Source organism: Treponema porcinum (assembly GCF_900167145.1).
Taxonomy (GTDB): domain Bacteria; phylum Spirochaetota; class Spirochaetia; order Treponematales; family Treponemataceae; genus Treponema_D; species Treponema_D porcinum.
This window is the reverse complement of sequence record NZ_FUWG01000009.1, coordinates 34,552-58,669: the sequence shown is the minus strand read 5'-3', so window position 1 is coordinate 58,669 and position 24,118 is coordinate 34,552. Positions and strand designations below refer to the sequence as shown.

At 44.1% G+C, this 24,118-nt stretch carries 17 protein-coding genes; 12 read left to right on the top strand and 5 right to left on the bottom strand.

Features of this window, described 5'->3' with window-relative positions:
- Positions 1 to 61: 61 nt before the first annotated feature.
- The gene (gene tmk, locus B5D55_RS06810) at positions 62 to 691 is read right to left on the bottom strand and encodes a dTMP kinase (protein WP_078933257.1); all 630 of its coding nucleotides are present in this window, start codon (positions 689 to 691) and stop codon (positions 62 to 64) included.
- Between the two features lie 90 nt (positions 692 to 781).
- Here tmk and B5D55_RS06805 point away from each other — a divergent pair, with 90 nt between their 5' ends.
- The 12 genes from B5D55_RS06805 (at position 782) to B5D55_RS06750 (ending at position 19,163) form a co-directional block, all read left to right on the top strand.
- The gene (locus B5D55_RS06805; RefSeq protein ID WP_078933256.1) at positions 782 to 5,197 is read left to right on the top strand and encodes a translocation/assembly module TamB domain-containing protein; all 4,416 of its coding nucleotides are present in this window, start codon (positions 782 to 784) and stop codon (positions 5,195 to 5,197) included.
- 17 nt (positions 5,198 to 5,214) lie between these two features.
- The gene (gene bamA, locus B5D55_RS06800; RefSeq protein WP_078933255.1) at positions 5,215 to 7,632 is read left to right on the top strand and encodes an outer membrane protein assembly factor BamA; all 2,418 of its coding nucleotides are present in this window, start codon (positions 5,215 to 5,217) and stop codon (positions 7,630 to 7,632) included.
- 24 nt (positions 7,633 to 7,656) lie between these two features.
- Positions 7,657 to 8,181 carry an OmpH/Skp family outer membrane protein gene (locus tag B5D55_RS06795; protein WP_078933254.1) on the top strand — a complete coding sequence of 175 codons (525 nt, stop codon included), beginning with the start codon at positions 7,657 to 7,659 and terminating at the stop codon, positions 8,179 to 8,181.
- A 17-nt stretch (positions 8,182 to 8,198) separates the two neighbouring features.
- Positions 8,199 to 10,814, top strand: a complete 2,616-nt coding sequence (gene mutS, locus B5D55_RS06790) for a DNA mismatch repair protein MutS (RefSeq protein ID WP_078933253.1) — start codon at positions 8,199 to 8,201, stop codon at positions 10,812 to 10,814.
- Between the two features lie 73 nt (positions 10,815 to 10,887).
- Complete coding sequence (locus tag B5D55_RS06785) at positions 10,888 to 11,640, top strand: ComF family protein (RefSeq protein ID WP_143593251.1); 753 nt, start codon at positions 10,888 to 10,890, stop codon at positions 11,638 to 11,640.
- Positions 11,641 to 11,819: 179 nt separating this feature from the next.
- Positions 11,820 to 12,296, top strand: coding sequence for a chemotaxis protein CheW (locus tag B5D55_RS06780; protein ID WP_078933251.1), 477 nt, complete (start codon positions 11,820 to 11,822; stop codon positions 12,294 to 12,296).
- A gap of 2 nt (positions 12,297 to 12,298) precedes the next feature.
- Positions 12,299 to 13,426, top strand: coding sequence for a DegT/DnrJ/EryC1/StrS family aminotransferase (locus tag B5D55_RS06775; RefSeq protein ID WP_078933250.1), 1,128 nt, complete (start codon positions 12,299 to 12,301; stop codon positions 13,424 to 13,426).
- A gap of 20 nt (positions 13,427 to 13,446) precedes the next feature.
- Positions 13,447 to 14,292 (top strand): NAD(+)/NADH kinase, encoded by an 846-nt coding sequence (locus B5D55_RS06770; protein ID WP_078933249.1) that lies wholly within the window; start codon positions 13,447 to 13,449, stop codon positions 14,290 to 14,292.
- Positions 14,285 to 15,979 (top strand): DNA repair protein RecN, encoded by a 1,695-nt coding sequence (recN, locus tag B5D55_RS06765; RefSeq protein WP_078933248.1) that lies wholly within the window; start codon positions 14,285 to 14,287, stop codon positions 15,977 to 15,979. Before B5D55_RS06770 ends, recN begins: the two co-directional genes overlap by 8 nt.
- A gap of 182 nt (positions 15,980 to 16,161) precedes the next feature.
- Positions 16,162 to 16,965 carry a hypothetical protein gene (locus B5D55_RS06760; RefSeq protein WP_078933247.1) on the top strand — a complete coding sequence of 268 codons (804 nt, stop codon included), beginning with the start codon at positions 16,162 to 16,164 and terminating at the stop codon, positions 16,963 to 16,965.
- A gap of 5 nt (positions 16,966 to 16,970) precedes the next feature.
- Positions 16,971 to 18,197 (top strand): HD domain-containing protein, encoded by a 1,227-nt coding sequence (locus B5D55_RS06755; protein WP_078933246.1) that lies wholly within the window; start codon positions 16,971 to 16,973, stop codon positions 18,195 to 18,197.
- Positions 18,198 to 18,233: 36 nt separating this feature from the next.
- Positions 18,234 to 19,163 (top strand): LysM peptidoglycan-binding domain-containing protein, encoded by a 930-nt coding sequence (locus B5D55_RS06750; RefSeq protein ID WP_078933245.1) that lies wholly within the window; start codon positions 18,234 to 18,236, stop codon positions 19,161 to 19,163.
- A 3-nt stretch (positions 19,164 to 19,166) separates the two neighbouring features.
- Here B5D55_RS06750 and B5D55_RS06745 read toward each other — a convergent pair whose 3' ends face one another.
- From B5D55_RS06745 to B5D55_RS06730, 4 genes are all read right to left on the bottom strand, one after another.
- Positions 19,167 to 19,748 (bottom strand): 3'-5' exonuclease, encoded by a 582-nt coding sequence (locus tag B5D55_RS06745; protein ID WP_078933244.1) that lies wholly within the window; start codon positions 19,746 to 19,748, stop codon positions 19,167 to 19,169.
- Positions 19,732 to 21,516, bottom strand: a complete 1,785-nt coding sequence (locus B5D55_RS06740) for a phospho-sugar mutase (protein ID WP_078933243.1) — start codon at positions 21,514 to 21,516, stop codon at positions 19,732 to 19,734. The genes B5D55_RS06745 and B5D55_RS06740 overlap by 17 nt, the downstream gene beginning before the upstream one ends.
- 128 nt (positions 21,517 to 21,644) lie before the next feature.
- Positions 21,645 to 22,289, bottom strand: a complete 645-nt coding sequence (locus B5D55_RS06735) for a formate/nitrite transporter family protein (protein WP_159446176.1) — start codon at positions 22,287 to 22,289, stop codon at positions 21,645 to 21,647.
- Between the two features lie 57 nt (positions 22,290 to 22,346).
- Complete coding sequence (locus B5D55_RS06730) at positions 22,347 to 24,110, bottom strand: phosphoglucomutase (RefSeq protein ID WP_234975395.1); 1,764 nt, start codon at positions 24,108 to 24,110, stop codon at positions 22,347 to 22,349.
- Positions 24,111 to 24,118: the final 8 nt, after the last annotated feature.

Sequence of the window (24,118 nt, the reverse complement as noted above, 5' to 3'; positions counted from 1 at the left end):
TTGACGGCGGAAAGAATGATCAGAGAAACTGTTAATATAAAAAAATGAAACCTGCGTTTTTTCACGCTTTATGTATCGGCAGATTTTTGACGCAATTCCATATAAATTCTGCAATTTCTTCGATTGATTTTTCTGCATCCACCGTAATTACGGTCATTCCGCGTCCTTTTTCCGTTCCGTCGTAGAGTTTTATCACTTCGTCATAGGCTTCTGCCGTTTTTTTCTGGAAATCAAGTTTTTCATAGATTTCAATATTTCCGCCACGTGAAAGAACTCTTTTCAGCGACTTTTCCGGGTCGATTTTAAAATAAAACAGCAGTTCTGGAAGCGGAAAAGGACTGTTTAAAAGTTCCGGCAATTCTTTTCCGCAGGTTACGGACTGATAGGCCAGGCTTGAAAAAAAGTAGCGGTCGCTCAACACTGTTTTTCCGTTCTGCGTCTGTTCGATTATTCCGCACTTTCCGTAAATGTGTTCGCAGCGGTCAGCGGCAAACAGGTAGGATGCAGTTCGTTCGTCCACGGAAAATTCGCCTTTCAGCATTCTGCGAAGGAATTTCCCGGTTTCGCTCCCTGTCGGTTCTGCCGTAGTAAAAACATTCTCTTTTGGAAACCGCTCTGCAAGAAGTTTTATCTGAGTCGTCGTTCCTGCTCCGTCAATTCCTTCAAATACTATATAATTGTTAATAATCATTATTTTTACCTGTAAAAATTCCGATTTATTTGATAGTATTGCATTGTTGCTGTTTTTTACCGCTTTTGTAAAGAGAACTGCCGTTTATAAATGAAAAAACTGTCTTTAAAAGAACTGTTTGGGCTTTCTGTATTTTTTGTCCTCATTCTTGTGTCTGTACTTGTCATTCATCCTGTGTACAGGCAGACGGCTTCTGTTCTTGACAGGTATATACAGTCTTTCTGCCGTCAGCTTGAAACTTCTTATGGAATTTCCGTTTCCTATTCGTCTTTGTCGCCGTCAGTTTTTTCAGGAATTCACATAAAGGGAATTGAAATCAGGGATGCTTCCGGGGAAAACAGGATTTTGGAGATAAGGCGGACTGTCCTGCGCTATTCGTTTTTCAGGCTGCTTTCCGGAGATGTAAAAGGCGCGCTTAAAGATTTAACTGTGGATGGCGTTGTCCTTGACGTAACGGAAGAAACGAAAGCTTTTTTTGCGGAAAAACGGCGGAAAACTGAAAAAACGCCTCTGGAAAACGGAGGAGAGGGCAGTGAAGAAAGCGGTGGTAAAGCTTCCGTCATTGATTTTGAGAAAATAATTTCGTCCGTGCCGTTTGATGTTTTTATAAAAAACGTTCACGTCCAGTATTCCGCCGGAAGGCAGATTGCAGATATATTCCTCAAGCGGCTTACGCTCAGCCTTTCTCAAGAAACGCACAGCCTTTTGGTAAAAACTTCCGGCTCTGCGCTTCTTTCAAACGATGATACGCGCCGTACGCTGTCCGCTTCTTTTTCGGTGGACGGCTCTCTGGCAGAAGAGTTTGACGGCAGCCTCCTGAATATCCGTTTTTCCGACTTAACGGACGGAAACTACCGCTTTAACCGCCTGAACCTTCGCGTAAGTTATGATGACAGGGTGATGGAAATAAGGACTATTCAGAATGCCTATCCGTTCTTTATTATCGGTTCGTATAATTTTGATACGGCAGACGCGCGTCTTGAGGTGAAAACGCAGAACCTTAATCCGGGAAACGTATTCTCCGTAAAACGCGACACCGCCCTTATGAAAAAACTCCGCGCACTTTCCGTTGGAATTCAAGCCGCCGCGGAATATAATTTACGCACTGGAGAAGTGCGCTATAGTTCCGGCGGTGAAGTATCCGTTTCAAAACAGCTTGTCGACGGAGGACTTGCCGTTTCGTTTTACGTTGAGGGTGATTCCGATAATTTTTCCGTCCGTTCGCTTGAGGCAGAAGGAAAGGCGCTCAACGCCTCGCTTTCAGGCGATTTTTCAATAAAGAACCGTTCGTTTTCCGGAGCGGCGCAGATTTATAACTACACGCTTTCAAACGGCGGCGTTATTTCTACGGAACTGTATTTTGACCCTCTTGAAAACGGCTTTGTCTGTTTTGCGCCTCAGCTGCTTCTTGACGAAAAGGCGTTTACGGCACTTCAGCTTACTGTTCTTCCTGTAAATGATTCCGTTGATTTTGCTTTCGAACTTTCTGACTATTCCCACTACGATACGGCTGAGCCTGCATCCGTAAAAATAGACGGCAGTTTCATCACCGACACAAAATATCTTCAGGCAAATATGACGGTGAACGGAATGTATCTGGACAGCGTTGCGCAGGCTGCCTCTTTCTTTGGAAAAAACAGGTCGAAGTCGGCTTTTGCGTTTCTTTCGCCGTTTGCTTTTAACAGCGAAGCGTACTTTTCTTCCGATTTGAAAACTTTTTCCTATAACGTTCCTTATATAGTCGTTGCAAATACAAAAAAGGACAATCAGTTTGTCTACCTTTCTCTTGACGGAAACGACTCGTCTGTGCAGGTCAGTCAGCTTAATGTAATCAGCGGCGGACAGATGGCGCAGTTTTCCGGTCTTATAGAAAAAATCCCTGAAGCGCAGGAAGCGTTCGCACTTCTTGAAGCTCAGTTTGGTTCGGTTCCGTATCATTTTTCAGGAAGCATCCGTAAAAATTCGGTCAGCATAACAGGTGATTACGGCGTTGCTTTCGATATGCATATGTCGGGTCGGGAACGTTACGATGGTGCATTCTGTATGGATGAATTTCCGATCGCATTCCCTAAGTCAATTCTTGCACTTTCCGTTGATACAGGATTTTCTTACACAAAAGAAGACGGTCTTAATTTGATGATAAGCAGGATTTTTGCGCAGGAAGCAGGCGGAAAATATGCGTTTTCTCCAAAACTAACTGTTTCTTCTGCGACTGTTTCTAAGTACGGTGCGTTTCTTAATCAGATTGAATACACGGATTCATATTCTTCTCTAAAAGGAAAAAGCCAGCTTTTATGGAATGTAAATGACGGTATATTTGATTCTGCAAGTTTCTTGTTTGAGGCGAATGACAAGACTGAAACGGAAACTGTTTCCATTTCAGTTGACGTTTCAAATCCTATGCGCGATTCTTTTTCCGGTGATTTTGTAAAACATTCGATGTACGTAAACTCTCAGGCAGTCCTTAAAAATTTTGACCTGAACCGCTTTACTTTCGAGGTGAACGAAAAAAATGCACTTACGGCAACAGTCATTGCAACGGGAACGATTGATAATCCGTATATCGGAATTAACGTTGATTCGCTGGGCTTTACAAAAGGCGGAAAATCAGTTTCTGCCGCCGGAAGTGCGTATGTTGAAGAAAAAATGCTTGCGATGGAGAATGCGCGTCTTTCCTACAACAAGCTTTCTTTTACCGGGATTTCTGCTTCATTCGATCTTTCAACGTTTTCCGGAAAAGCATCCGCCGTTCTTGATACTGTCGTGATGAAAAATACTGTACACGCACCGCTTGAACTTTCTGTTTCGGAAACGTATGTTTCGCCGGGAACTTTTGTGCCGGCTGAATTTGCGGCAACATTGCAGTGCAAAGAAGTAACCGGTTCGTTCATAAAAAAGCCTTTCCCGTTTGAACTTACCGTCCTTCATTCTGCGGAAACTACAGCAGTTTTTACTTCGGAGCAGATTGGAGTTTCCGGCGTTGCGGCGCATAACGGCGACATTCAGTTTACTATTGCAGACGGAAAGCCGGTTTTCTTCCGGCTGGACGGTTCTGTTTCTTCTGGGGCTATTTCGCTTTCCCTTGATGACGTGCGCGCAGATATAGGGGAACTTTATTCGTACATTGATGTACCAAAATTTAAAGTTTATAAAGGCGTCCTGAAAGGTGCGGCAAAAATCAGCGGCGTCAGCAAAGACCCTGATTTTACCGGGAAATTTGTAATTGACGGTGTAGATTTTTCCCTTCCCACAATTATTCCTTCGCATATTACCGTTCCGCGCATTCATGCGGTAATGAACCACACTCAGCTTGATGTTCCGGAATTTAAGGCTCTTGTAAAGAATAATTATCCTGTTTTCGGAAGTGCTGTCGTTTATCTTGACCGATGGTCATTCGACCGGCTGGAAGCAAAGGTTCGCACGCCGGAGAAGGGCTTTGTTCCGGCAGACTTTAATATCCGCCTTGCAGAAATTGAGGGCGATGCATCGGTCAATCTTGATATTGTATATGCCGACCACTACCTTGACGTTTCCGGCGACATTCTCGTAAAAAACACGAACGCCCGCGCAAAAACAAAGCAGATTGCAACGACGAGTGCGCCTTCAAACCGTTCATTCTACGTCCGTTCCGACCTGAATATAACGCTGCTCCAGCACTGTATCTTCCGCTTTGATCCGCTTCTGCGCGCTGTTTTTACTCCTAACTCGCAGTTTAAGTTCAAGTATGATATGGAAGAATCAATCGTGCAGATTGACGGCGAGATTGCGCTTCGTTCCGGCGACATTGCCTACCTTAGCCGGAACTTCTACCTGAAAAACGGTGTAATGCGTTTTAATAAAAATGATACTACCTTTAATCCGCTTGTTACGCTTACGGCAGAAACTCGTGAAAAGGATGAGAACGGTAACGATGTCCGCCTTATTCTTTCTGCAGTGAACCAGTACCTGTTCGACCTTAATCCGCAGATTTCCTCTATCCCTGCAAAATCCGAAACGGAGATAAGCCAGATGCTGGGACAGATTGCAGTGGGTGATTCCGACAATATCAGCGGATTTCTGCTTGCAACTGGCGATTACGCAATCCAGTCAACTGTCGGGCGTAATATAGAAAACAAGTTGCGTGATTTCTTTAATTTTGATATATTATCAATCAGGACTTCCGTGCTGCAGAATGCACTGAAGCTTAGTCTTTCTTCAAGTAAATCTGATTCCGGGAAGAATTCTCAGGAAATCGGTAACTATTTGGATAATTCGACTGTTTATATTGGTAAATACTTTGGAAGTGCGTTATATGCCGATGCGCTGCTGCATTGGTCTTATGATGAAACGCGTGTTGATGATAGAACAACTGCAGGCGGTCTTGTTTTTCAGCCGGAAATCGGTCTTGAAATGGAATCGCCGCTTGCTAACATTAGATGGAATATGGCTCCTGATATTGATGCGCTTATGAACAGCAGGCTTGTCGGTTCAACGTCTGTTACACTTTCCTGGAAGTTTTCTTTTTGATATATAGAGGAGTTCTTATGCTTTCTTTTGGCAAATGGAGGAAAATAGCTTGTGTTTTCCTTGCGTGTGCGTTCTGTTCTGTTTCTGCTTTTTCTCAGGAAAATTCAGACTGGTATATTGGAAAAACAATCTCGCAGATTTCTTTTGAGGGACTGCGTTCCGTAAAAAAATCTGAAGTTTCCGGTGTTACAGGCAGTTTTATAGGAAAGCCGTTTGAAGATTCTTTATACAATGATATTCTTGACCGCCTGTATGCGCTTGGTTATTTTGAAGATATCGAGCCGTATGCAAAGCACGATCCGAAAAGTCCTGACAAGATGATTCTTGTGTTCACGGTAAAGGAGCACGCTGTCATTTCGTCAATTGAATTTAAAGGCAATAAAAAAATCCGCAACAACGAACTTAAGGACAACGTTACTGCAAAAGCCGGCGACGTTTTTCTTGATTCGGCAATTCTTCTTGACGAGCGTGCGCTTCGCGATTTCTACATCAAAAAGGGCTATTCCAACGTGCGCGTTTCGTATACGGCAGAGGAAAATGCTGACGGCGTAAAAGTTGTTTTTCACATTATAGAAGGTTCTGGTACTGTTATTACGTCAATAAAGTTCAGCGGAAACACCGTTTTTTCAGAGCGCACGCTTAAAGGAAAAATCTCTCTAAAGGAAGAAGGCTTTATGCGCGACGGTGCTTTCCAGCGCGCTTCTCTTGAAACTGACAAACAGACTATAATTGCCTATTATCTGACGCGCGGATATGCTGATGCGCGGATTGTAGATGTAATTCAGGAATCGTCAATCAATGAAAAAAAAGCACGCGAGGAAATGTCACTCGTGTTCATCATTCAGGAAGGCGAGCAGTATACGTTCAGCGGACTTACGATTTCTGGAAACGAGATTTTCTCCACCGACAAACTGATGTCGTTTATAAAATTGAAGAACGGCGACGTTTTCAACCAGACAAAATTTCAGGAAGGTCTTTCCAATCTGACTAATCTGTATTACGAAAACGGTTATATGTCGAATGAATTTTATCCGGCGATAAACAAAGATTCCGAGCGCCACACGATAGGCTATTCGCTGTCTATTGTAGAACGCTCGCGCGCGCATATTGAAAACATTATTATAAAGGGAAATACAAAAACTAAGGATTACGTTATCCTGCGCGAGCTTCCGGTAAAGCCCGGCGATGTATTTTCCCGCGACAAAATTATGGCCGGAATGAGAAATCTGTACAATACGCAGTATTTTTCAAGCATCGTTCCTGAACCTGTTTCCGGCTCGGAATCAAACCTTGTAGACCTTGTAATTACGGTTGAAGAGCAGTCAACTACGTCGCTTCAGTTCGGTATGACGTTTACCGGCATTGAAGATCCTGACGATTTTCCTATCTCTCTGTTTTTCAAATGGCAGAATTCAAATCTTCGCGGACTTGGAAAAACTATTTCCGCCGGCGTAAATGCTTCTACCAGCGACCAGTCTGTTGATTTTTCTTACAGTCAGTCATGGCTTTTTAATAAGCCGATTCAGTTCAGCGAGTCGCTTTCCCTGTTCCATTCTGATACGTCTGCGCTTCTTGCAAACTGGCTTGCATCCGGAACGCTTGACGACGATTACTATTACTACGGCTACGAGTCCTGGGGTGCCTCTTTAAGTTCTTCTGTAGGTCACCGCTGGAATCCGCCTTTTGCAATCCTTACTGTCGTGGGCGGTATGACGAATACCGTTACGGATAACCTGTATGACCAGAACCTGTACATTCCGATTGATTCGGGCGTTAATAAATATGCAGAACGTTTCGGACTTAAAAATTCAATCTATGCGTCAATTTCTCTGGACGACCGCGACATAAACTACGATCCTTCTACTGGCTGGTTTGTAAATCAGAGGCTTGCCTGGTACGGTCTTATTCCTGACGTTGAACACGAATTCTATCTCCGTTCCGATACAAAACTTGAGTCGTACCTGAAACTGTTTGACATTCCTGTTGCAGGCGGTTACTGGAACTTTAAGGCTGTTCTTGCTGCATACACAGGATTTTCTGCGATATTCCCTGTTCCGGGAACTCTGTTCGGTTCGTCAAGCAAAGTGTATATCGACGGTATGTTTAACGGACGCGGATGGACGGATATTTACAATGACGTTCGCGGAAAGGCGATGCTTTCAAACAGGATTGAGCTTCGTATTCCGATTTTTACAGGTGTCATCGGACTTGACGGATTTTTTGATGCAGTTGCAGTCAAGGAAGAGCCTGAGCAGATGTTCAATGATTTGTCTATTGAAGATTTCTATTTCAGTTTCGGACCGGGACTCAGATTTCTTGTTCCGCAGTTTCCGCTCCACCTGCTTTTTGCAAACAAATTCCGCGTAAAGGACGGCGATGTTGTCTGGGACAGCAAATGGCAGTTCGTCCTTTCATTCAATATGACAAACAAATAATATGTTTTTCTAAAAGGAGTTTTTATGAAGAAGAGATTTTTTGCACTGATTGGCGTACTTTTTTTTATGGCGGCAGGTTCCGGTCTGTATGCACAGCAGATTACAAAATTCGGTGTTGTTGATACGGCAAAAGTTTATAATGCATATTTCCGTAATTCTGCGCCGGTTCGTAATTATGAAAAGAAGAAGGCAGAATTTCAGGAAGAAATCAACAAATATACAGATGAACTTCAGAAACTTCAGCTGAAAAAACTTGAATATGAAAAAGCTGACAATGACGCACAGGCACAGCGCGTTCAGGCTGAAATTTCCAAAAAATCTGAATTTCTTGTCGAATATACGAACGCAAAAAACATTGAGCTTGAGTCTATTCAGAAGTCATTGCAGAGTTCCGATGCTTTTTATAAAAAATTGTATGATTCCCTTGCAAAAATTGCAGAAAGCGGCGGCTACAGTATGATTTTGAGCCTTCAGCAGGCAAATGCGATTTTGTGGTATTCCAGTTCTGTTGACATAACGGAGCAGGTTATTGCTGATTTAGGATTATAATCACCGGTTTTACAATAATGGAAAATGAAATGACGCTCACTCCTGTTATGCAGCAGTATATGCGCATAAAGAGCGAGCATAAAAATGAAGTCCTGTTCTTCCGGCTGGGAGATTTTTACGAAATGTTTATGGAGGATGCGGTAGAAGTATCGCGTCTTTTGAATTTAACGCTTACGCATAAGGGAACTGCGCCTATGTGCGGAATTCCTTATCACGCGTCGAAAGTGTACATTTCGCGCCTTCTGCGTCTTGGAAAAAAAATTGTTATATGCGAACAGGTTGGCGACCCTAAGGCGAAGGGACTTACGGAACGAAAGGTTGTTGAAACCATTACGCCGGGAACTGCGGTTGAGTCAGAATACCTTGAAGGAAATTCGAATAATTATCTTGCCGCGCTGTGCGTTTTTCGGGGAAAAACAGGTTTTGCGTTCATAGACGTTACGACTTCTTCTTTCTGTGCGACGTCCTGGAACGCTTCTGATATGACGGAGCAGTTTCCTAAGGAACTCGGGCGCTGTTCACCTAAAGAAATGCTGCTTCCGCAATCCTTGAAAAATAACGGAACTGTCCAAAGCGCGCTTGAAGAATATCCGGGAATGTCCGTTTCATATTATCCGGACTGGGATTTTAACGCTGAACTTGGCTATAAAAAACTGTGCGCGCAGTTTAAGACTGCTTCGCTCCAGCCATTCGGGCTTACGGAAACGTCTTGTGAAGTTCCTGCAGCAGGTTTTCTTCTTGATTATCTTGAAAAAACTACGAATTCTCCCGTTCCGCACGTAAGCGGCATAAAAACATATCACGACAGCCAGTATCTGATAATTGATGATTCTTCACGCAGAAATCTTGAGATTGTGGAAAATTTGCGCGATTCTTCAAACCAGTTTACGCTTCTTGAATGCGTAAATTATGCCGAAACGGCGATGGGAAACCGAATGATACGTCAGTGGCTTTTGTATCCGCTTACTGACAAGGGAAAAATTGAGGCGCGGCAAAATCATGTTTCCCTGTTCGTAGATAACCGCACTTTGATGGAACACGTCCGGAAAAATCTTGCATCTGTCCTTGACGTCGAGCGTCTTGCCGGACGAATTGCAATGGACAGGGCGCACGCAAAGGATCTTCAGGCGCTCCGTTCAAGTCTTGTTGCCTGGCTTACGGTGCGCGAGGAACTTTCCGAATACGATTTTGCCGAAATCGACGCGCAGAAAGCCGTTGAAATAATAGATTTAATTCAGAATGCGATTATGGACGAGCCTTCAACTGCCCTTACGGAAGGCGGAATTATAAGAACCGGCTGGTCTGAGGAACTTGATCACTGGCGGGACGTTCACGACAATTTTGATAAAATTCTTTCTGAGTATGAGGCGGAGGAACGTGAAAGGACGGGGATTTCTACGCTCCGCATAAAATATACAAACGCGTTCGGCTATTTTATAGAAGTAAGCAAGGGGAAGCTCTCTTCCGTTCCTGAGAATTTTATTATGCGCCGCGCTCTTGTAAACGGCGACCGCTATACTACTGCGCGCCTTCAGGAACTTGAGCACGAACTGAACGAGGCTGGAACGCGTATTCTGGAACTGGAACGCGATTTGTTCCTTGAAGTCCGCACAAAACTCCACGATTACGTTCCGTATCTTATGCAGACAGCTGCTGAAATCGCCTGTACCGATGCGGCGTGTTCTTTTGCGCAGGCTGCGTGCATTCACGGCTGGGTGCGTCCTGTAATAACGGAAGACAGGCGTTTTTATGTGACTGCGGCACGCCATCCTGTTGTGGAAAATCATCTTCCTAAGGGCGAGTTTGTTCCGAATGATTTATGCATAAGCGCAGATGATGACGAAAAGCCGTCATTCGGACTGATTACAGGACCGAATATGGCAGGAAAAAGTACGTATCTGCGGCAGAATGCGCTGATTTCGCTTCTTGCCCAAATAGGTTCGTTTGTTCCTGCAAAAACGGCTGAAATCGGAATTGCAGACAGGATTTTCTGCCGCGTAGGTGCAAGCGATAATCTTGCCCGCGGAGAGTCTACTTTTTTGGTGGAAATGACTGAAACGGCGAATATCCTGCGCTCTGCAACTGACCGTTCGCTTGTAATTATGGATGAAGTTGGAAGAGGTACAAGCACGGAGGACGGTCTTTCAATCGCCTGGGCTGTATCTGAATATCTTTTGAATACAGTCCGGTGCAGGACTCTGTTTGCAACGCATTATCACGAACTTACGCGCATTGAGCATCCGAATATGGAACTTTTATGTATGGACGTTGCGGAACAGGGCGGAAAAATAACTTTTCTCCGAAAAATAAAGACTGGCGCTTCGGAAAACTCTTATGGAATTCACGTTGCCCGGCTTGCCGGCATTCCGCAGGCAGTCATTGACCGCGCAAACGTCATTCTTGAACATATACAGTCTGTGGCGGAAAACAAACCTGTCCTTGATTCAGTTCCTGAGTATGAGGAAAAAACTGTTTTGCAAAATCAGACAGTTCCGTCACCCTGCGCGCCGGGACTGTTCAGCGACGAGGAGATTATCCTTGATGAAATTCTTTCCGCCGATACAGATAATATGACGCCGATTTCTGCGCTTCAGCTTGTTGCGCGCTGGAAAAAAGCGCTTAGCGGAAGATAGATTTTTTTGCTTTTTTTGTAAATTTTTTCTGCAAAAACTGCCTTTTTTTACAAAACGCCGCGATATATATTATGTGAAAAAATATATTTTTGTACTGTGGCAGCAGTTGATTTACATTCTGCGGCTTGTGGCAGCGATTTTGGGTAACGGTCAGAACTGTGCGGTGTGCGAAGCGTCGTGCCGCGTAGTTCCTGTGTGTGAAAAATGCGAAAAGACGTATTTTTCGGTGAGAACAATCTCTTTCGGAATTTGCCGGGTGTGCGGAAAAAGGCTTGTTTCCGAAAATGAAATCTGTACGGAGTGCCGGAAATCGTCTGTCCTTCAGCATACGGACGGCGTTTTTCCGCTTTTTTCATACCGCCTGTGGAACATTGACCTTTTGTGCCGCTGGAAAATGCAGGAAGAAAGGCAGCTGTCGCCGTTTTTTGCAGGGAAACTCGCATCAAGGCTTCGGGAACTGAGTAATTATTTTCCGGATTTTGCCGTTATTCCCGTACCGCCACGCCCTGGGAAAATACGGCGCGAAGGATGGGATCAGGTTCAGGAACTTTCGGAATTTCTTGAATATGAGTACGGCTTTACCGTTCTCCGTATTCTTGAGCGACGGTCTGTCACCGAACAGAAAACGCTTGCAAGGACAGGGCGCATTGAGACTGTCGGAAAATCATATTGTATGAAAGATGGTATTTTTTCCGTTCCTGATACTGTCTGCCTTCTTGATGACGTCATTACGACCGGAGCAACTGTAGAAAGCTGTGCGTCTGTCCTGAAGTCTGCCGGTGCAAAAAATGTGCTTGCAGTATCGCTTTTTACGGTGGACAGTTAGTCCGTTCTGGCGGCTGTAATGATGATTCGCGCAATACGGACTTTGAACGATTGCAAAACAGTACATTTCGGTGTATTCTTATAAAACCGGATGTTTATTTATAGATGAAATATGATTCCGGCACTAACATAGCAGAACGCCCGTGTGCGTTTCTGATGTCTTTCTAATGGGAGATACGTATGGCAGAAGATTCTCAGTTTCAGTTGGTAACGTTCCGTCTTGGAGAGGAATTGTACGGAGTAAATATTATGGACGTTAAGGAAATTGTAAAGTTACAGACTATCCGTGCAATTCCGAACGCGCCGTATTATATGGTCGGTATTTTAAATCTTCGCAGCGAGATTATTCCAATCATAGACTTGCACCGCCGTTTTCACATAGGAACTGAAAACGGAGATGTAGAACTTGATGAACTTGAAAGTGGTTTTATTATTCTGAACATTCAGGGAACAAAAATCGGAATTATTATAGATAAAGTTTCTCGTGTTGTTACGGTGAACCAGAGCGATGTGCAGGAGCCGCCGCAGATGATGGGAGGTATCGGTTCTGAATATATTTCCGGCGTAGTAAGGGAGGAAGATTCATATCTGATAATCCTGAACACTCAGAAATTATTTGAATCTAAAGAACTCCAGAAAATTATTGAAATTCAGTAGAAATGATACACACATATAGCACAACAATTAGACGAAAAGAAATGGATGCCGTACTTACGTGTATGGTTGATGAAAAAATCGGACCTGGTGAACTGAATGCGCGTTTTATTCAGCAGGTTAAGCAGTTTTTCGGCTGCGACGGTGCTGCTGCCCTTAGAAGTCCGCAGTCTGCACTGAAACTTGCGCTCAGGGCAATTGATTTTGAGCAGGGCGGAACGATAATGATTTCTGCGCTTGCTCCTTCGTGGCATTATCAGGCGGTGGAAGATTTAGGCTATGTTCCGCTTGTACTTGACGTTGATGAAGCTACAGGTCTTGTAAATGCAGAAATTGTACAGCGCGGCATAAATCACGGCGGAAGGCTTTTGCTGCTTCACGAATCAATGGGAATTCTCCCTGATATGGAATCGATTATGGCGCTTGACATTCCGGTGATAGAAGACATTTCCAGAAGCGCCGGCGCTCTTGTTCCTTCCGTTGATGAAAAAGGGGAAGCTGCTGAACCTCAGAAAGCAGGCTCGTTCGGGGTGTATTCAATTCTCGGACTTGAAGAACGTGACGTTATTACTGCCGGCGGAGGTGCCGTTATTATGGCTCCTTCTCGGCGCGAATGGATTGTACTTAAAAAATTTGTTGATGAAATCCCTTCTGTAGAGCAGCTTCCTGATATAAACTGTGCACTGGGGCTTGTTCAGCTTAAGGAATTTCCGCGAAACGAAACGGCTCGTAAAGAAATTTTTGCGCTGTATAAACGCGCCTGTATGTCAGGAAGGCATAAACTGTTCTCCCGTTCCAACAATACCGGGGAACTTCTTGCGCCTGAAGTTCAGAAAGGTGAGGACGGTTCTGAAAAACAGAATGCTGCTCTTGATTATACGTCTACGATGTCATCGTTCCCGCTTGTCCTTACAAGTGCTTTTAAGGATGTAAAGCAGTATGCGGCAAAAAAAGACATCGAGATTGTTCCGGCATACGAAGATTCTGTAATTGCACTGAAACAGGAACTTCTTGAGGACAGCTGCATACGTGCAAAATCGCTTTTTCTGCGATGTGCGCTGTTTCCTCTGTATCCGCGCCTTTCGCACTCTAATATTGCAAAAATTGTAAAAGTGCTCGGTACGCTGCCGTAACCTTATTTATAGCTGGTAATATGAAGAAATGCCTGATAGTCGTTAATACACATAAAGATGAATCTCAGAATTTGGGCAGGATGATACAGTCGTATCTTGCCGCAAAATCAATAGAATCATTTGTATTTTGTTTTGACGGTTTCAGTACGGAAAATCCGTTTACAGGATTTGACTTTGTAATAACGCTCGGCGGTGACGGAACCGTTCTTTTTGCGGCGCGCGGATGCGTAAAAAATAAAATTCCTGTGTTTCCTGTAAATCTTGGAGAATTCGGATTTATTGCAAGCATTCAGAAAAATGAATGGCAGAAAGAACTTGACTTGTTCCTTGCAGGAAAATCCGAAGTGGATGAGCGCAATATGCTGAATGCGGCGCTTGTTTCAACGCGTCAGTCAGAGCCTTTTTCAGGAATAGGGCTGAATGATGTTGTAATTTGCGCAAAGACTGCCGCGCGGACAATTATGTTTACTGTGTCATATAACGACGTGCCGCTCGGAACGTTTAAGGCAGACGGCATCATTATCAGTACGGCTACCGGTTCAACGGCATATTCGGCTTCTGCAGGAGGTCCTATCATTGACCCGGAACTTGATGCGCTTGTCCTTACGCCTATAAATTCTTTCTCCCTTTCGTCTAGGCCTCTTGTTCTCAGTCCGAGAGGGGAAGTCGGAATAACGATTCTGCCGTCCAGAGAAAATGACGTGATTATTACAATTGACGGGCAAAAACCGTTTGACCTTCACGAAGGCGACTGCATAAAAATCCGCAGGCTTCAGGAAAAAGTAAAGCTTGTCGGCTGTACAACTAATAAATTCTACGGAGCGCTTCGCTCAAAATTAAACTGGTCGGGAGGTCCTCATGCTTGAAGATCTTACTATAAAAGATTTTGCGATAATCGAATCTGAACATATTGAATTTTCAAAGGGATTTACCGTTCTTTCCGGCGAAACTGGTGCAGGAAAATCTATTATAATAGGTGCCGTTTCTTTTTTGTTGGGTGGAAAGGCGGAAATTTCCCAGATACGCGCAGGCTGTCACGAGGCAAGCGTTTGCGGAACGTTTGTCATTCCTCAGAAAGGAGCTGCTTCTGAATGGCTTTCTGAACACGGAATTGAGCCGGAAAACGACAGAATTCTTCTAAGGCGCTTTGTGCGTGATACCGGAAAGTCCGGCGCCTGGATTGGTGCAGTTCCTGTAACGCGTACTGACCTTGCCGATTTTTCTGCATTTCTTGTTGACATTCACGGTCAGCACGACCATCAGTCGCTTATGCGCGTTCCCGAACACCGGAAATTTCTTGATGCCCGCGCTGGAATTACGGAAGAAGTTTCTGCGTTTACTGGTTTGTATACGGCGATTGTAGAAAAGCGCAAGCTTCTTGCGCAGCTTGATTTTTCTGATGCGGAACGTGCGCATAACATTGATATGTATACGTTTGCAGTCAATGAAATTGAAGAGGCAAAACTTTCTCCCGGTGAAGACGAGTCGCTTGAGGCTGAAGAAAGCAGGCTTTCTTCCTTTGAAAAACTGTACGCCGGCATTGAATCCGTAAAAACGCTGCTTGATGGCGGAGAGTCGGGAATTATTCCTCTTTTAAAAAAGGCGCGGCGTGAAAGTCAGCAGGCTTCTTCATTTGACAGAACATTAAATCAGCTTGATTCTCGTCTGGAGTCTGCCTTTTATGAACTTTCTGACATTTCAGAAGAATTTTTTTCCTATTCGCAGAAACTTGTGTATGACCCGGTTCACCTGTCTGAAGTTCAGGAGCGCCTTTCTTTAATTTATAACCTTAAGAAAAAGTATGCGTCTTCCCAAAGTGCGCCGCTTCAGGAAGTTTTTGATTACTACGAAGATGCAAAACGCAAGCTTGAACAGCTTAGTGCAGGCGGTCAGGACAAAGATTCGCTTCGGGCAGAAATTACAGCTCTTGAAAAACAGGCGTATATTGCCGCAAAAAAAATCTCTGAAAAACGCCGTGCTGCCGGAGATACGCTTTCCGGCGAGGTAGAGGCAATTCTTTCTGCGCTCGGTATGAAAGGTGCGCGTTTTGCCGTCAGCATAAACGAAAAGCCCGGCACGGATATTGAGCAGAAGTGCGGACCGTACGGAATGGACAATGTGGAATTTCTTATTGCTTCGAATGTCGGTTCTCCGCTCCTTCCGCTTGCAAAAATTGCCAGCGGCGGCGAACTTTCACGCGTTATGCTTGCGATAAAAACGATTTTTGCGCAGATTGACCCGGTAGAAACGCTTGTCTTTGATGAAATTGATACCGGTATCGGCGGAGAAATTGCCGCTGCTCTCGGCAGGCATATGAAAGCTCTTGCCGTAAATCGTCAGATTTTCTGTATAACGCATCTCGCGAGCATTGCAGTTTATGCCGATAATCAAATAAAGATTAGAAAAGCTGTTGAAGGCGGAAAAACAGCGTCTTCCGTTCAGTATGTAGAGGGCGAGCAGCGCGTTGCAGAGATTGCACGTATGCTTTCCGGTGATTCTGATACTCAGGAATCTCTTGAACATGCTCGTGCAATGCTTCAAAAAGCGCACTGATACACAGCTGATAAAACAATATGGGTGTAAGATAAATGCCGTCAGAATGTCGGGCTTTTATCTGCAAAAAGTTTGCGTTGCAGACTTTAATCAACTGCACATTCTTATTTCACTGTGAATGTGCTTAAAAAGTTAGATTGGAAATAAAAAAAAATCCTTATTGACTTTTTACAGGAGATTATATGGCAAAGATTTCTGAAGTAACAAGACTGGAATTCGCTGATGCAATAAAACCATATCAGTCAAAAATCACTGCTATTTTGAGCAAAGAAAAAACAGTTCTTAATGCCATTGCCGGCGGCGGAAAGGAAGCTCCTTATAAAAAACTGATGCTGTGCGAAGATATGATTTATGTTGCTTCACTGTATATGGCGCAGAACAGCATTTCCTTGAAAATCCTTGAAGTGAAAAATAACGATGCGCTGAATGATGCCCGAAAAATTTTATACAAGGCTATAATTTATTTAGAGGAACTTGTTACGAATATTATTGATATTCCGTATGTTGACCTTGCAAAGAATTATGAGCAGATTGCAGACTATCCTGTTGCAAAGCGTTTCTACCTTATAAGAAAGCTTGGTCTTGCAATTACGCTTCTGGAAGATGCTTTCGGCGATAACAGTAAATGGAAATGGTCTTTTATTGAACTGAAAGGAAGGTTTGCCGTTGTTGCAAAGAACTGCCTTGATATGCGCAAGGCTGCAAAGGCATATTTTGATCCAAATAACGAAGATTATGAAACAGTGGTTTTATATATTCGTATGCTTATAAAACTTCTTGATGCATCAGCTTCCGGTTACCGCGATAAATATGAACTTTCTACACGGCGGATTGACGATATGCGTAACGGCATAAAATTCCTGCTTGCGCGCCATAAACTTGCGCTTGCATTAAATGATGCAAAAACGGCAGAAGAAATCAAGAAAAAGGCTCTTGTCTGGAAAGATAAGATGGATGCCGACCAGAAATCAGGTTCCAGCAGGTAACCTATATGCTTACACAGAAATTTGCGCTTAAAATATTTGAAGGATTTTCAATTCAGCGGTGGACTGATTTAATCCGTCCGTTCGACATCGTTGAAATGGATAAAGCCGGTGAAAAAATGGTTCTTGCCTATATTATCGGAAAATGCGAGGAGCAGAAGGGCGTTTTTGTTGACTGGATTTGGATGATTTATGCATCCCTGTTCGACATTCTGAAAAAAATTGCGCTCTGCGATATAAAAGCTCCGATTCAGCAGATTTTGAAAAAGGATTATGCCTCCGAATATTTGCGCCTGAACGAATGGATTTTAAATCAGTATAAGCCGCTCATTGATGACAGTGCATTGTTTTCTCAGTTTACGATTTATGAGGGGCAGCGCGCAGGAACGTTTGACATTCCTGAAAAATCTCGTGCAGCGGAGCGCATTCTTTCTGCGGCGAATAAATTTGCTACGATGAGGGAACTTCAGATGCTCAGCGTAGTAAATGAGCCTGAACGCCTTGAAAAAATAAATAAGGAGCTGCTCGCTGATTTGCAGGGATATCTTGACTTGACAGGTCTTCAGCTTCTTATGACACGCCAGAAGTCATACGATTTTATAATGAAAATCGAGCAGCTTCGTTTTCAGACGCGCTGGAATCAGACTCCGCGAGTTCCAAAAACGAGTGTTCTCGGGCACTGCTTTTTTGTGGCTGTCATTACGCTGCTTTTGTGCAGGCAGAGCGGTCAGAAGATGTGCGAAAAACGTCTTATAAACAATTACTTTTCGGCTCTGTTCCATGATTTGCCGGAAGCCGTTACGCGGGATATTATTTCTCCTGTAAAGCAGGCGACAGACGAACTTCCGAGTATCGTAAAGCGGATTGAGGACGAAATTGTAAACAAAGAGCTTGTTCCCCTTATGGAACCGTATTTTTCCGATGAACTTATGTATTTTACAAGCGATGAATTTTCCAACAGGATAAAGGATAAAAAGGGAAATGCTGAGGTTGTGTCCTGGGAAGACTTGAACGGAAAGTATAATCAGGATGATTTTTCACCTGTTGACGGACGCACAGTCCGCATTGCTGACCATCTTTCTGCATTGCTTGAGGCGGACAGTTCCATAAAGCACGGCATTACGTCAAGTCACCTTGAGTACGGGCGGAACAGTATGATTTCTCATTATAAGCCGGGTGAGACAATTAACGGAATTGATGTAGGAAAACTTTTCAGGGAAATTATCGGGGAATGACTAAAATAATCAGTGTTTTAGTCCGATAATCAGAATATGAATATTTCCAGAAACTTAACGATTAAATTTTTTGTTTTTTTTGCAGTGTGTGCGTTTTTTGTACAACCGTTGTCTGCGGATTCTGAATACATTGTAAAAAAAGGCGATACTTTATATTCCATAAGCCGAAAATATGAGCTGACCGTAGCAGAACTTCGCGCGGCAAATAATCTTAGCGAAAGCGACATTCTTAAAGCCGGCGAAAAACTTGTCATTCCGTCGGCAGACATCAGTAATGCCGCCGCGCTTTCCGGAAGCAGTAACGGAAACGGCGGAACGGCTGCCGCGCCGGAAAAAACTTCTTCGACTGTAAATACAGTTTCATATACAGTTAAGAAAGGTGATACGCTTTACGGAATTGCCCGGAAATATAATATAAAACTTGCAGAATTGCTTTCACTGAATAATATTGACACATCCGCAACGATAAAAGTTGGTCAGAAACTGCTTGTTCCGGCAGTTTCAACCGCAGTTTCTTCGGTAACTGGCGGAAACTCCGCAAAAACGACCGGCACTTCAAGTTCGGCTGCGGCACCTGTAAAAACAGCCTCCGAAAATACAGCCGCTTTGAACAACGTCAAAGGCATCTTGTGGCCGCTTGCAAATCCTGTCGTAAAAAACATAAGCGGCAAGGTGAGCGGAGTTCAGCTTACCGGCGCTGATAATGAAAATGTAAAAGCCGTCCGTGAGGGAACTGTAATGTACACCGGCGTATACCGCGGATTTGGTGAAGTTGTATTTGTTCAGTCAAAAACAGGTCTTATTTATTCATATACAGGATTGAAAAAAGTTTCTGCCAAAAAAGGTGACTATGTTCTTTCTGGAGATGTTCTTGGCAAGACAGGAAAGGGCAGTGAGGCAAGCATTAAATTTATGGTATTCCAGAACGGTATGCCTGTAGATCCTGTAAAAGCACCGCGCGGATAACGTTTACAGTTTTTGAAGTGCTGCTGTATGACGTATGCAGTGAAGGAAAATGTTTCCGCAGACAAACGCATCGTCATAGGCGCGGTGCGCATTTTTTATGATTATTCCTAATTTCTGCGCAATGAGCGGCTGATTGTATTTTTCCTGCTCCGGGAATGCCCAGCGGCACAGGCTTAGCGTATCTATCACCTGATTTTCAACAGGCGGCATCGACAGCCGTTCCATTTCTGCATTCAAAAAGCGCAGGTCAAAATTTACGTTGTGTCCGATTATTATAGAATTCCCAAGAAAATTTAAAAAATCCGGCAGGATATCCTGAATTTCCGGTTTTCCGGCAAGCATTTCGTCTGTAATATGATTTATCTGTGAGCATTCAAACGGAACGCTCTGGTGCGGATTTATCAAAGTGCTGAATGAGCGCAGAATGCCGGACTTGTTGAACTGAACCGCGCCGATTTCAATAATCCGGCACGTCTGGCAGTTCAGTCCGGTCGTTTCTGTGTCGAATGCCGTAAACGTGGCGCCGCTGTCTAAAAGCCGCGCCAGTCTGCGGTAATCTTTTATGTGCTTATTTGGAAGCGTCATCAAGAATTGCGTTTATTTCGGCAGTTATGCTGTCACACAGTTTTCCTGCTTCTTTCTTTGCTTTTGCAAGACATTTGTCGCAAGTTCCTTCAACAGGAGTTTTTGTGTTGATGTAGAACTTGATTTTAGGCTCTGTTCCAGAAGGACGTGCGCTGACAATCGTTCCGCCTTCAAGGAAGAACTGAAGTACGTTGCTTTTCGGAAGGTCAATGCTTGTCTTTGCAGACGGATTTGCCGGGTCGTATGAAACGCTTGTCTGTATGTCGCGGATCTGAACGACTTTCTTTCCGCCAAGAGATTTCAGTCCTTCTGCTCGGAGCTTTGCCATAATTCCCTTCATTACGGAAACGCCTTCCATACCAGGGAAATTCTTGGAGATTGCGCGGTCTTCAAAGTAACCGTATTCTTTGTACAGATTGTCGAGGTGTTCAAGAAGGCTCTGTCCCTGTGAGCGCCAGTACATTGTCATTTCTGCACAGAGTGCCGCAGCAGAAACTCCGTCTTTGTCCATAACTTCAGTTTCAACTTTGTAGCCGTAACTTTCCTCTAATCCGAATACATACGTTCCTGTTTTTGCTGCTTCAATCTGTGCTTCAACAGCGGCAATCCATTTAAAGCCTGTAAGGCATTCAATCATTTTTACGCCGTATTTTTTGCAGATTTCATCACCGAACGGAGAAGTAACGATTGAACGTACGACAAATGAATCTGCCGGAAGATTGTTCTGTTCCTTGCGTGAAAGAAGTACGTATTCCATAAGGAGCGCGCCCATCTGGTTTCCGCTGAGAAGGACGAAATTTCCGTCTTTGTCCGGGAATGCAGTTCCAAAACGGTCTGAATCCGGGTCAGTTGCCATAACGCAGTCTGCCTTTTCTTTTTTTCCAAGTTCAACTGCCATTGTAAGGGCTGCTTTTTCCTCTGGATTCGGCTTTGGTACTGTCGGGAAGTTTCCGTCCGGGTTGCGCTGCTCAGGAACGGTCGTAACTGACAGACCGAGGTCGCCGAGTACTTTTTCTACGTGCATTGCACCTGTTCCGTGAAGCGGAGTGTAAACAATGCTTACGTTCTTTGCATATTCTTTTATTAATGCCGGGCGGAAAAGCTGTGCCTTGCACATTTCCCAGTATTTTTCGTCAATTTCTTTGTCAATCAGTACAAGAGTTCCTGCTTTGATTGCATCTTCTTTTGAGATTGTCTTAACGTCAGTAACTTTATTGACTTCTTCAATAATTCCTGTATCATGCGGCTCGATAACCTGTGCGCCGTCGCTCCAGTATGCTTTGTAGCCATTGTATTCACGCGGATTGTGGCTTGCCGTTACAACAACGCCTGTGTCTGCCTTAAGCTGGCGGATTGCGAACGAAAGTTCCGGAGTAGGGCGAAGTCCTGTAAAAAGATATGCCTTTATTCCGTTTGCAGCAAAAATGCATGCAGTAGCTTCTGCAAAAACGTCTGAATTGTTGCGACTGTCATACGCAATTACGGCACTAAGCGTTCCTGCTTTTGCTTTTTCCGGGTTTGCCTTTATAACGTAATTTGCAAGTCCCTGTGTAGCGCGGTTTATTTCAAGCGTGTTCATTCTATTTGTTCCGCCGCCCATAATTCCGCGAAGTCCGCCTGTTCCGAATTCAAGCGTCTGATAAAATCTGTCTTCAAGTTCCTTGTAGTCTTCTTTTTTTACAAGATCTTCTACTTCCGCGCGGAAGCGGACATCTTTTTCTTCTGCAATATACTCGTTTGCTTTTTTAAGAATTTCGTCTTTTGTCATCTATGTCTCCCTTGTCGGTTTTATCCTGTTTCTCTCCATAAATAAGAACGTATTGTTTGTAATATATATGTTACGCTTAAACTATACTGAATTTATTATCTTTGATAAAGGTACGCAGATAAAATAAATTACTGTTTTGGAGCAGAAACTTGAGTTTCGTTCTGGTTTCCGCGTGTCAGAAGAGGAACTGTCATTCCGCCGGCTGCGTTTCCTGCAATTACCGTCAGGACGAAAAGAAGGTTCTGAACGGTGAATGTGTGTTCTCCGAGCGCAATTCCGTTGTACAGAGAGTTTGCTATGGAGTGGTCAAATCCGCACAGAATGAACACTGGAATGTAAATAAAGCAGCCGATTTTGCTTCCGCGCTTCCATGTATCTACAGAAAGGAACATCAGAAGTCCGCAGAAAATGCCTGATACAAAAGATTTCCAGTAAGGAACGGTAAGTTTTGCCGCATATATTTTTTCTGCTTCCTGTTTTATAAGCGGAAAGACATTCCGTAAAAGAATTCCCAGAAGGAATGTCGTAAGAAGGTTGCATATAAGCACAAGAAGAACGAGCCGTACATAGGAAAAATCTGTAAAGCGGAAGGCAATGTAGCCTACTTTTCCGGTGTACAGGTTGAAGCCGTATTCACAGATTGTGTACAATCCTGCCGCAAAAAGAACTGCTCCGAGCCAGGTATAGCCTTTTGCAATGCAGGAAAGGTATATGGCTCCACCGACTGAAATCATAATTCCCGAAAGAACTGCTTTTTTAATATCTGCTAACATAATGACAAATTTTATCATAATGTAAAGTTCTGTACAAGTTCTATGATTTTTGACGCGCTATTTGTCCGCAAGTTCAAGCATTTCTGTCAGCCATTGCAGAAGTTCCTTTTCCATTTGCGGATTGTCGCCTTTTACGTCACACATAATCCTGAAAACAGGTTCAGTTCCGCTTCCGCGCATCCATATAAACGCCGTCGGCTGATTTTCTCCGTTATAGAAGATGATTTTAAGTCCGCCTTTTCCGCTTTTGGAAAAATCTGTTACGCGCCGCGTTTCTTTTGTGCCGTTGGTGATGACGCATTCCCAGAAAAGAATGCCGTATTTTTCATATAAAGCGTCTTTTTTTGCCGCCCACTCGTTATCAAATACGTTTTGAAAGCGCGCCTTAAGAACTGAATGGTCTTTTGTTGCTATGTGAAGAACGGCGCGCTTTTCGCTTACGCCGGTTGTCGTATAGACAGGAAGCGTATGCATAATGTCAGAAAGCGTGTAGTCTTCGGAGAAGAACGCGCCGGTTGCCGTGCACCAGGATTTGTACAGTTCTTTTATGCTCAAAAGCTTTATGATTGCAAAAAGCGTGTTTATCGGGTCGCGGACGGCAGACGGATAGGTGATTGTGCCGCCGTTTGAGCCTTCACCGAAAATGCGTACGTCGTAACCTTCGACGCGCTTTTCTGCCGCACAGTTTACTACATTTGCTTCTCCAACCTCTGCCCTGAAAACTGCCGCTTTGAATGCGCCTGCAATTTCTTCTATACGCATTGATGTTGGGCAGTTTACAGCTACAGCAGGCTTAAAGTCTTTTTTTCCGCCGTTCAGCCAGCACGAATAGCTGAGTTCCGCAAGGACAGAAAGGCTGAATACTTCCTGTGCCTTTAGTATTACGGCTTTCTGCGCCTTTTCGTCCCAGTAGACTATGTTTCCCCTGTCGCCGTCGCAGTCAGGCATATAGCCCAGCACGGCATCTTTTTTTCCTTCTTTCTGAAGACGCTCCATTTCTGCGGCAACATAAACAAGGTTTTCTGCCTCAGGGATGATTTCGTGCGCAATGTCGCCGGCTTTATTATGGATTGCGTAAAACCGAATGCCGTTTTCCGCAAAGAACTGCGCATCTACCGATTCCGCGCGCGCAGAACCGTTCATATCGCACACAACGCCGATTTTCCGTTCCTTTATAGCGGCGCGCATCGTACTGAAAATACGGTTCTGCATCTGTTCGTCCGTACTTGCAGTAATCGTGTGGCAGAGAAACTTTTTGTATGTGGCAAGTGCTTCTATCTTTACGTAAGGCATTGCATCGTACACGGCCTTTACTTTATCACCGTCCGCCGCATCTTCCGTTTTCTGCGCGCGCTCCAGCGCATCTTCTCCATCGCACAGTTCCAGAAATGACGCCGTGAGCTTTGCGTTTTCCGCTCCGTTCAGAACTCCTCCGCCGTTAAGTCCGAATTTTATTCCGTTGTGACCTACAGGATTATGGCTTGCGGAAATGTACATAAATCCGTCTGCCGATTTTGCATACGCCATAATTTCCGGCGCGGCGATTATTCCTGCGTATTTTACTTGTATTCCGCCGGCAACGAATGTTCTGATTGCCGCGTCTGCAATTTCCGGACCTGTTGGACGGGCATCCATTCCAACTATGACAAGAGGGATTGCATTTTCTGATGTTTCTTTTATATATTCTGCAAATACAGTTGCCGCAAAGACGGACAGCGCCCTGTTTTCTTTTCCGATTTCAGCAGATTTGTCCTGCTCGTTTCCTGACTGCGCGAACACTTTTCGCCAGCCTGATGCCGAAAGAATCATATTTGTTTTCATAGCGTCAG

Coding starts and splice junctions, on each gene's coding strand:
- mutS (WP_078933253.1), top strand. CDS start 8,199: ATGGAAAATGAAATGACGCTCACTCCTGTTATGCAGCAGTATATGCGC.
- tmk (WP_078933257.1), bottom strand. CDS start 691: ATGATTATTAACAATTATATAGTATTTGAAGGAATTGACGGAGCAGGA.
- bamA (WP_078933255.1), top strand. CDS start 5,215: ATGCTTTCTTTTGGCAAATGGAGGAAAATAGCTTGTGTTTTCCTTGCG.
- B5D55_RS06760 (WP_078933247.1), top strand. CDS start 16,162: ATGGCAAAGATTTCTGAAGTAACAAGACTGGAATTCGCTGATGCAATA.
- B5D55_RS06770 (WP_078933249.1), top strand. CDS start 13,447: ATGAAGAAATGCCTGATAGTCGTTAATACACATAAAGATGAATCTCAG.
- B5D55_RS06755 (WP_078933246.1), top strand. CDS start 16,971: ATGCTTACACAGAAATTTGCGCTTAAAATATTTGAAGGATTTTCAATT.
- B5D55_RS06740 (WP_078933243.1), bottom strand. CDS start 21,516: ATGACAAAAGACGAAATTCTTAAAAAAGCAAACGAGTATATTGCAGAA.
- B5D55_RS06750 (WP_078933245.1), top strand. CDS start 18,234: ATGAATATTTCCAGAAACTTAACGATTAAATTTTTTGTTTTTTTTGCA.
- B5D55_RS06735 (WP_159446176.1), bottom strand. CDS start 22,289: ATGTTAGCAGATATTAAAAAAGCAGTTCTTTCGGGAATTATGATTTCA.
- B5D55_RS06795 (WP_078933254.1), top strand. CDS start 7,657: ATGAAGAAGAGATTTTTTGCACTGATTGGCGTACTTTTTTTTATGGCG.
- B5D55_RS06745 (WP_078933244.1), bottom strand. CDS start 19,748: ATGACGCTTCCAAATAAGCACATAAAAGATTACCGCAGACTGGCGCGG.
- B5D55_RS06775 (WP_078933250.1), top strand. CDS start 12,299: ATGATACACACATATAGCACAACAATTAGACGAAAAGAAATGGATGCC.
- B5D55_RS06805 (WP_078933256.1), top strand. CDS start 782: ATGAAAAAACTGTCTTTAAAAGAACTGTTTGGGCTTTCTGTATTTTTT.
- B5D55_RS06780 (WP_078933251.1), top strand. CDS start 11,820: ATGGCAGAAGATTCTCAGTTTCAGTTGGTAACGTTCCGTCTTGGAGAG.
- recN (WP_078933248.1), top strand. CDS start 14,285: ATGCTTGAAGATCTTACTATAAAAGATTTTGCGATAATCGAATCTGAA.
- B5D55_RS06730 (WP_234975395.1), bottom strand. CDS start 24,110: ATGAAAACAAATATGATTCTTTCGGCATCAGGCTGGCGAAAAGTGTTC.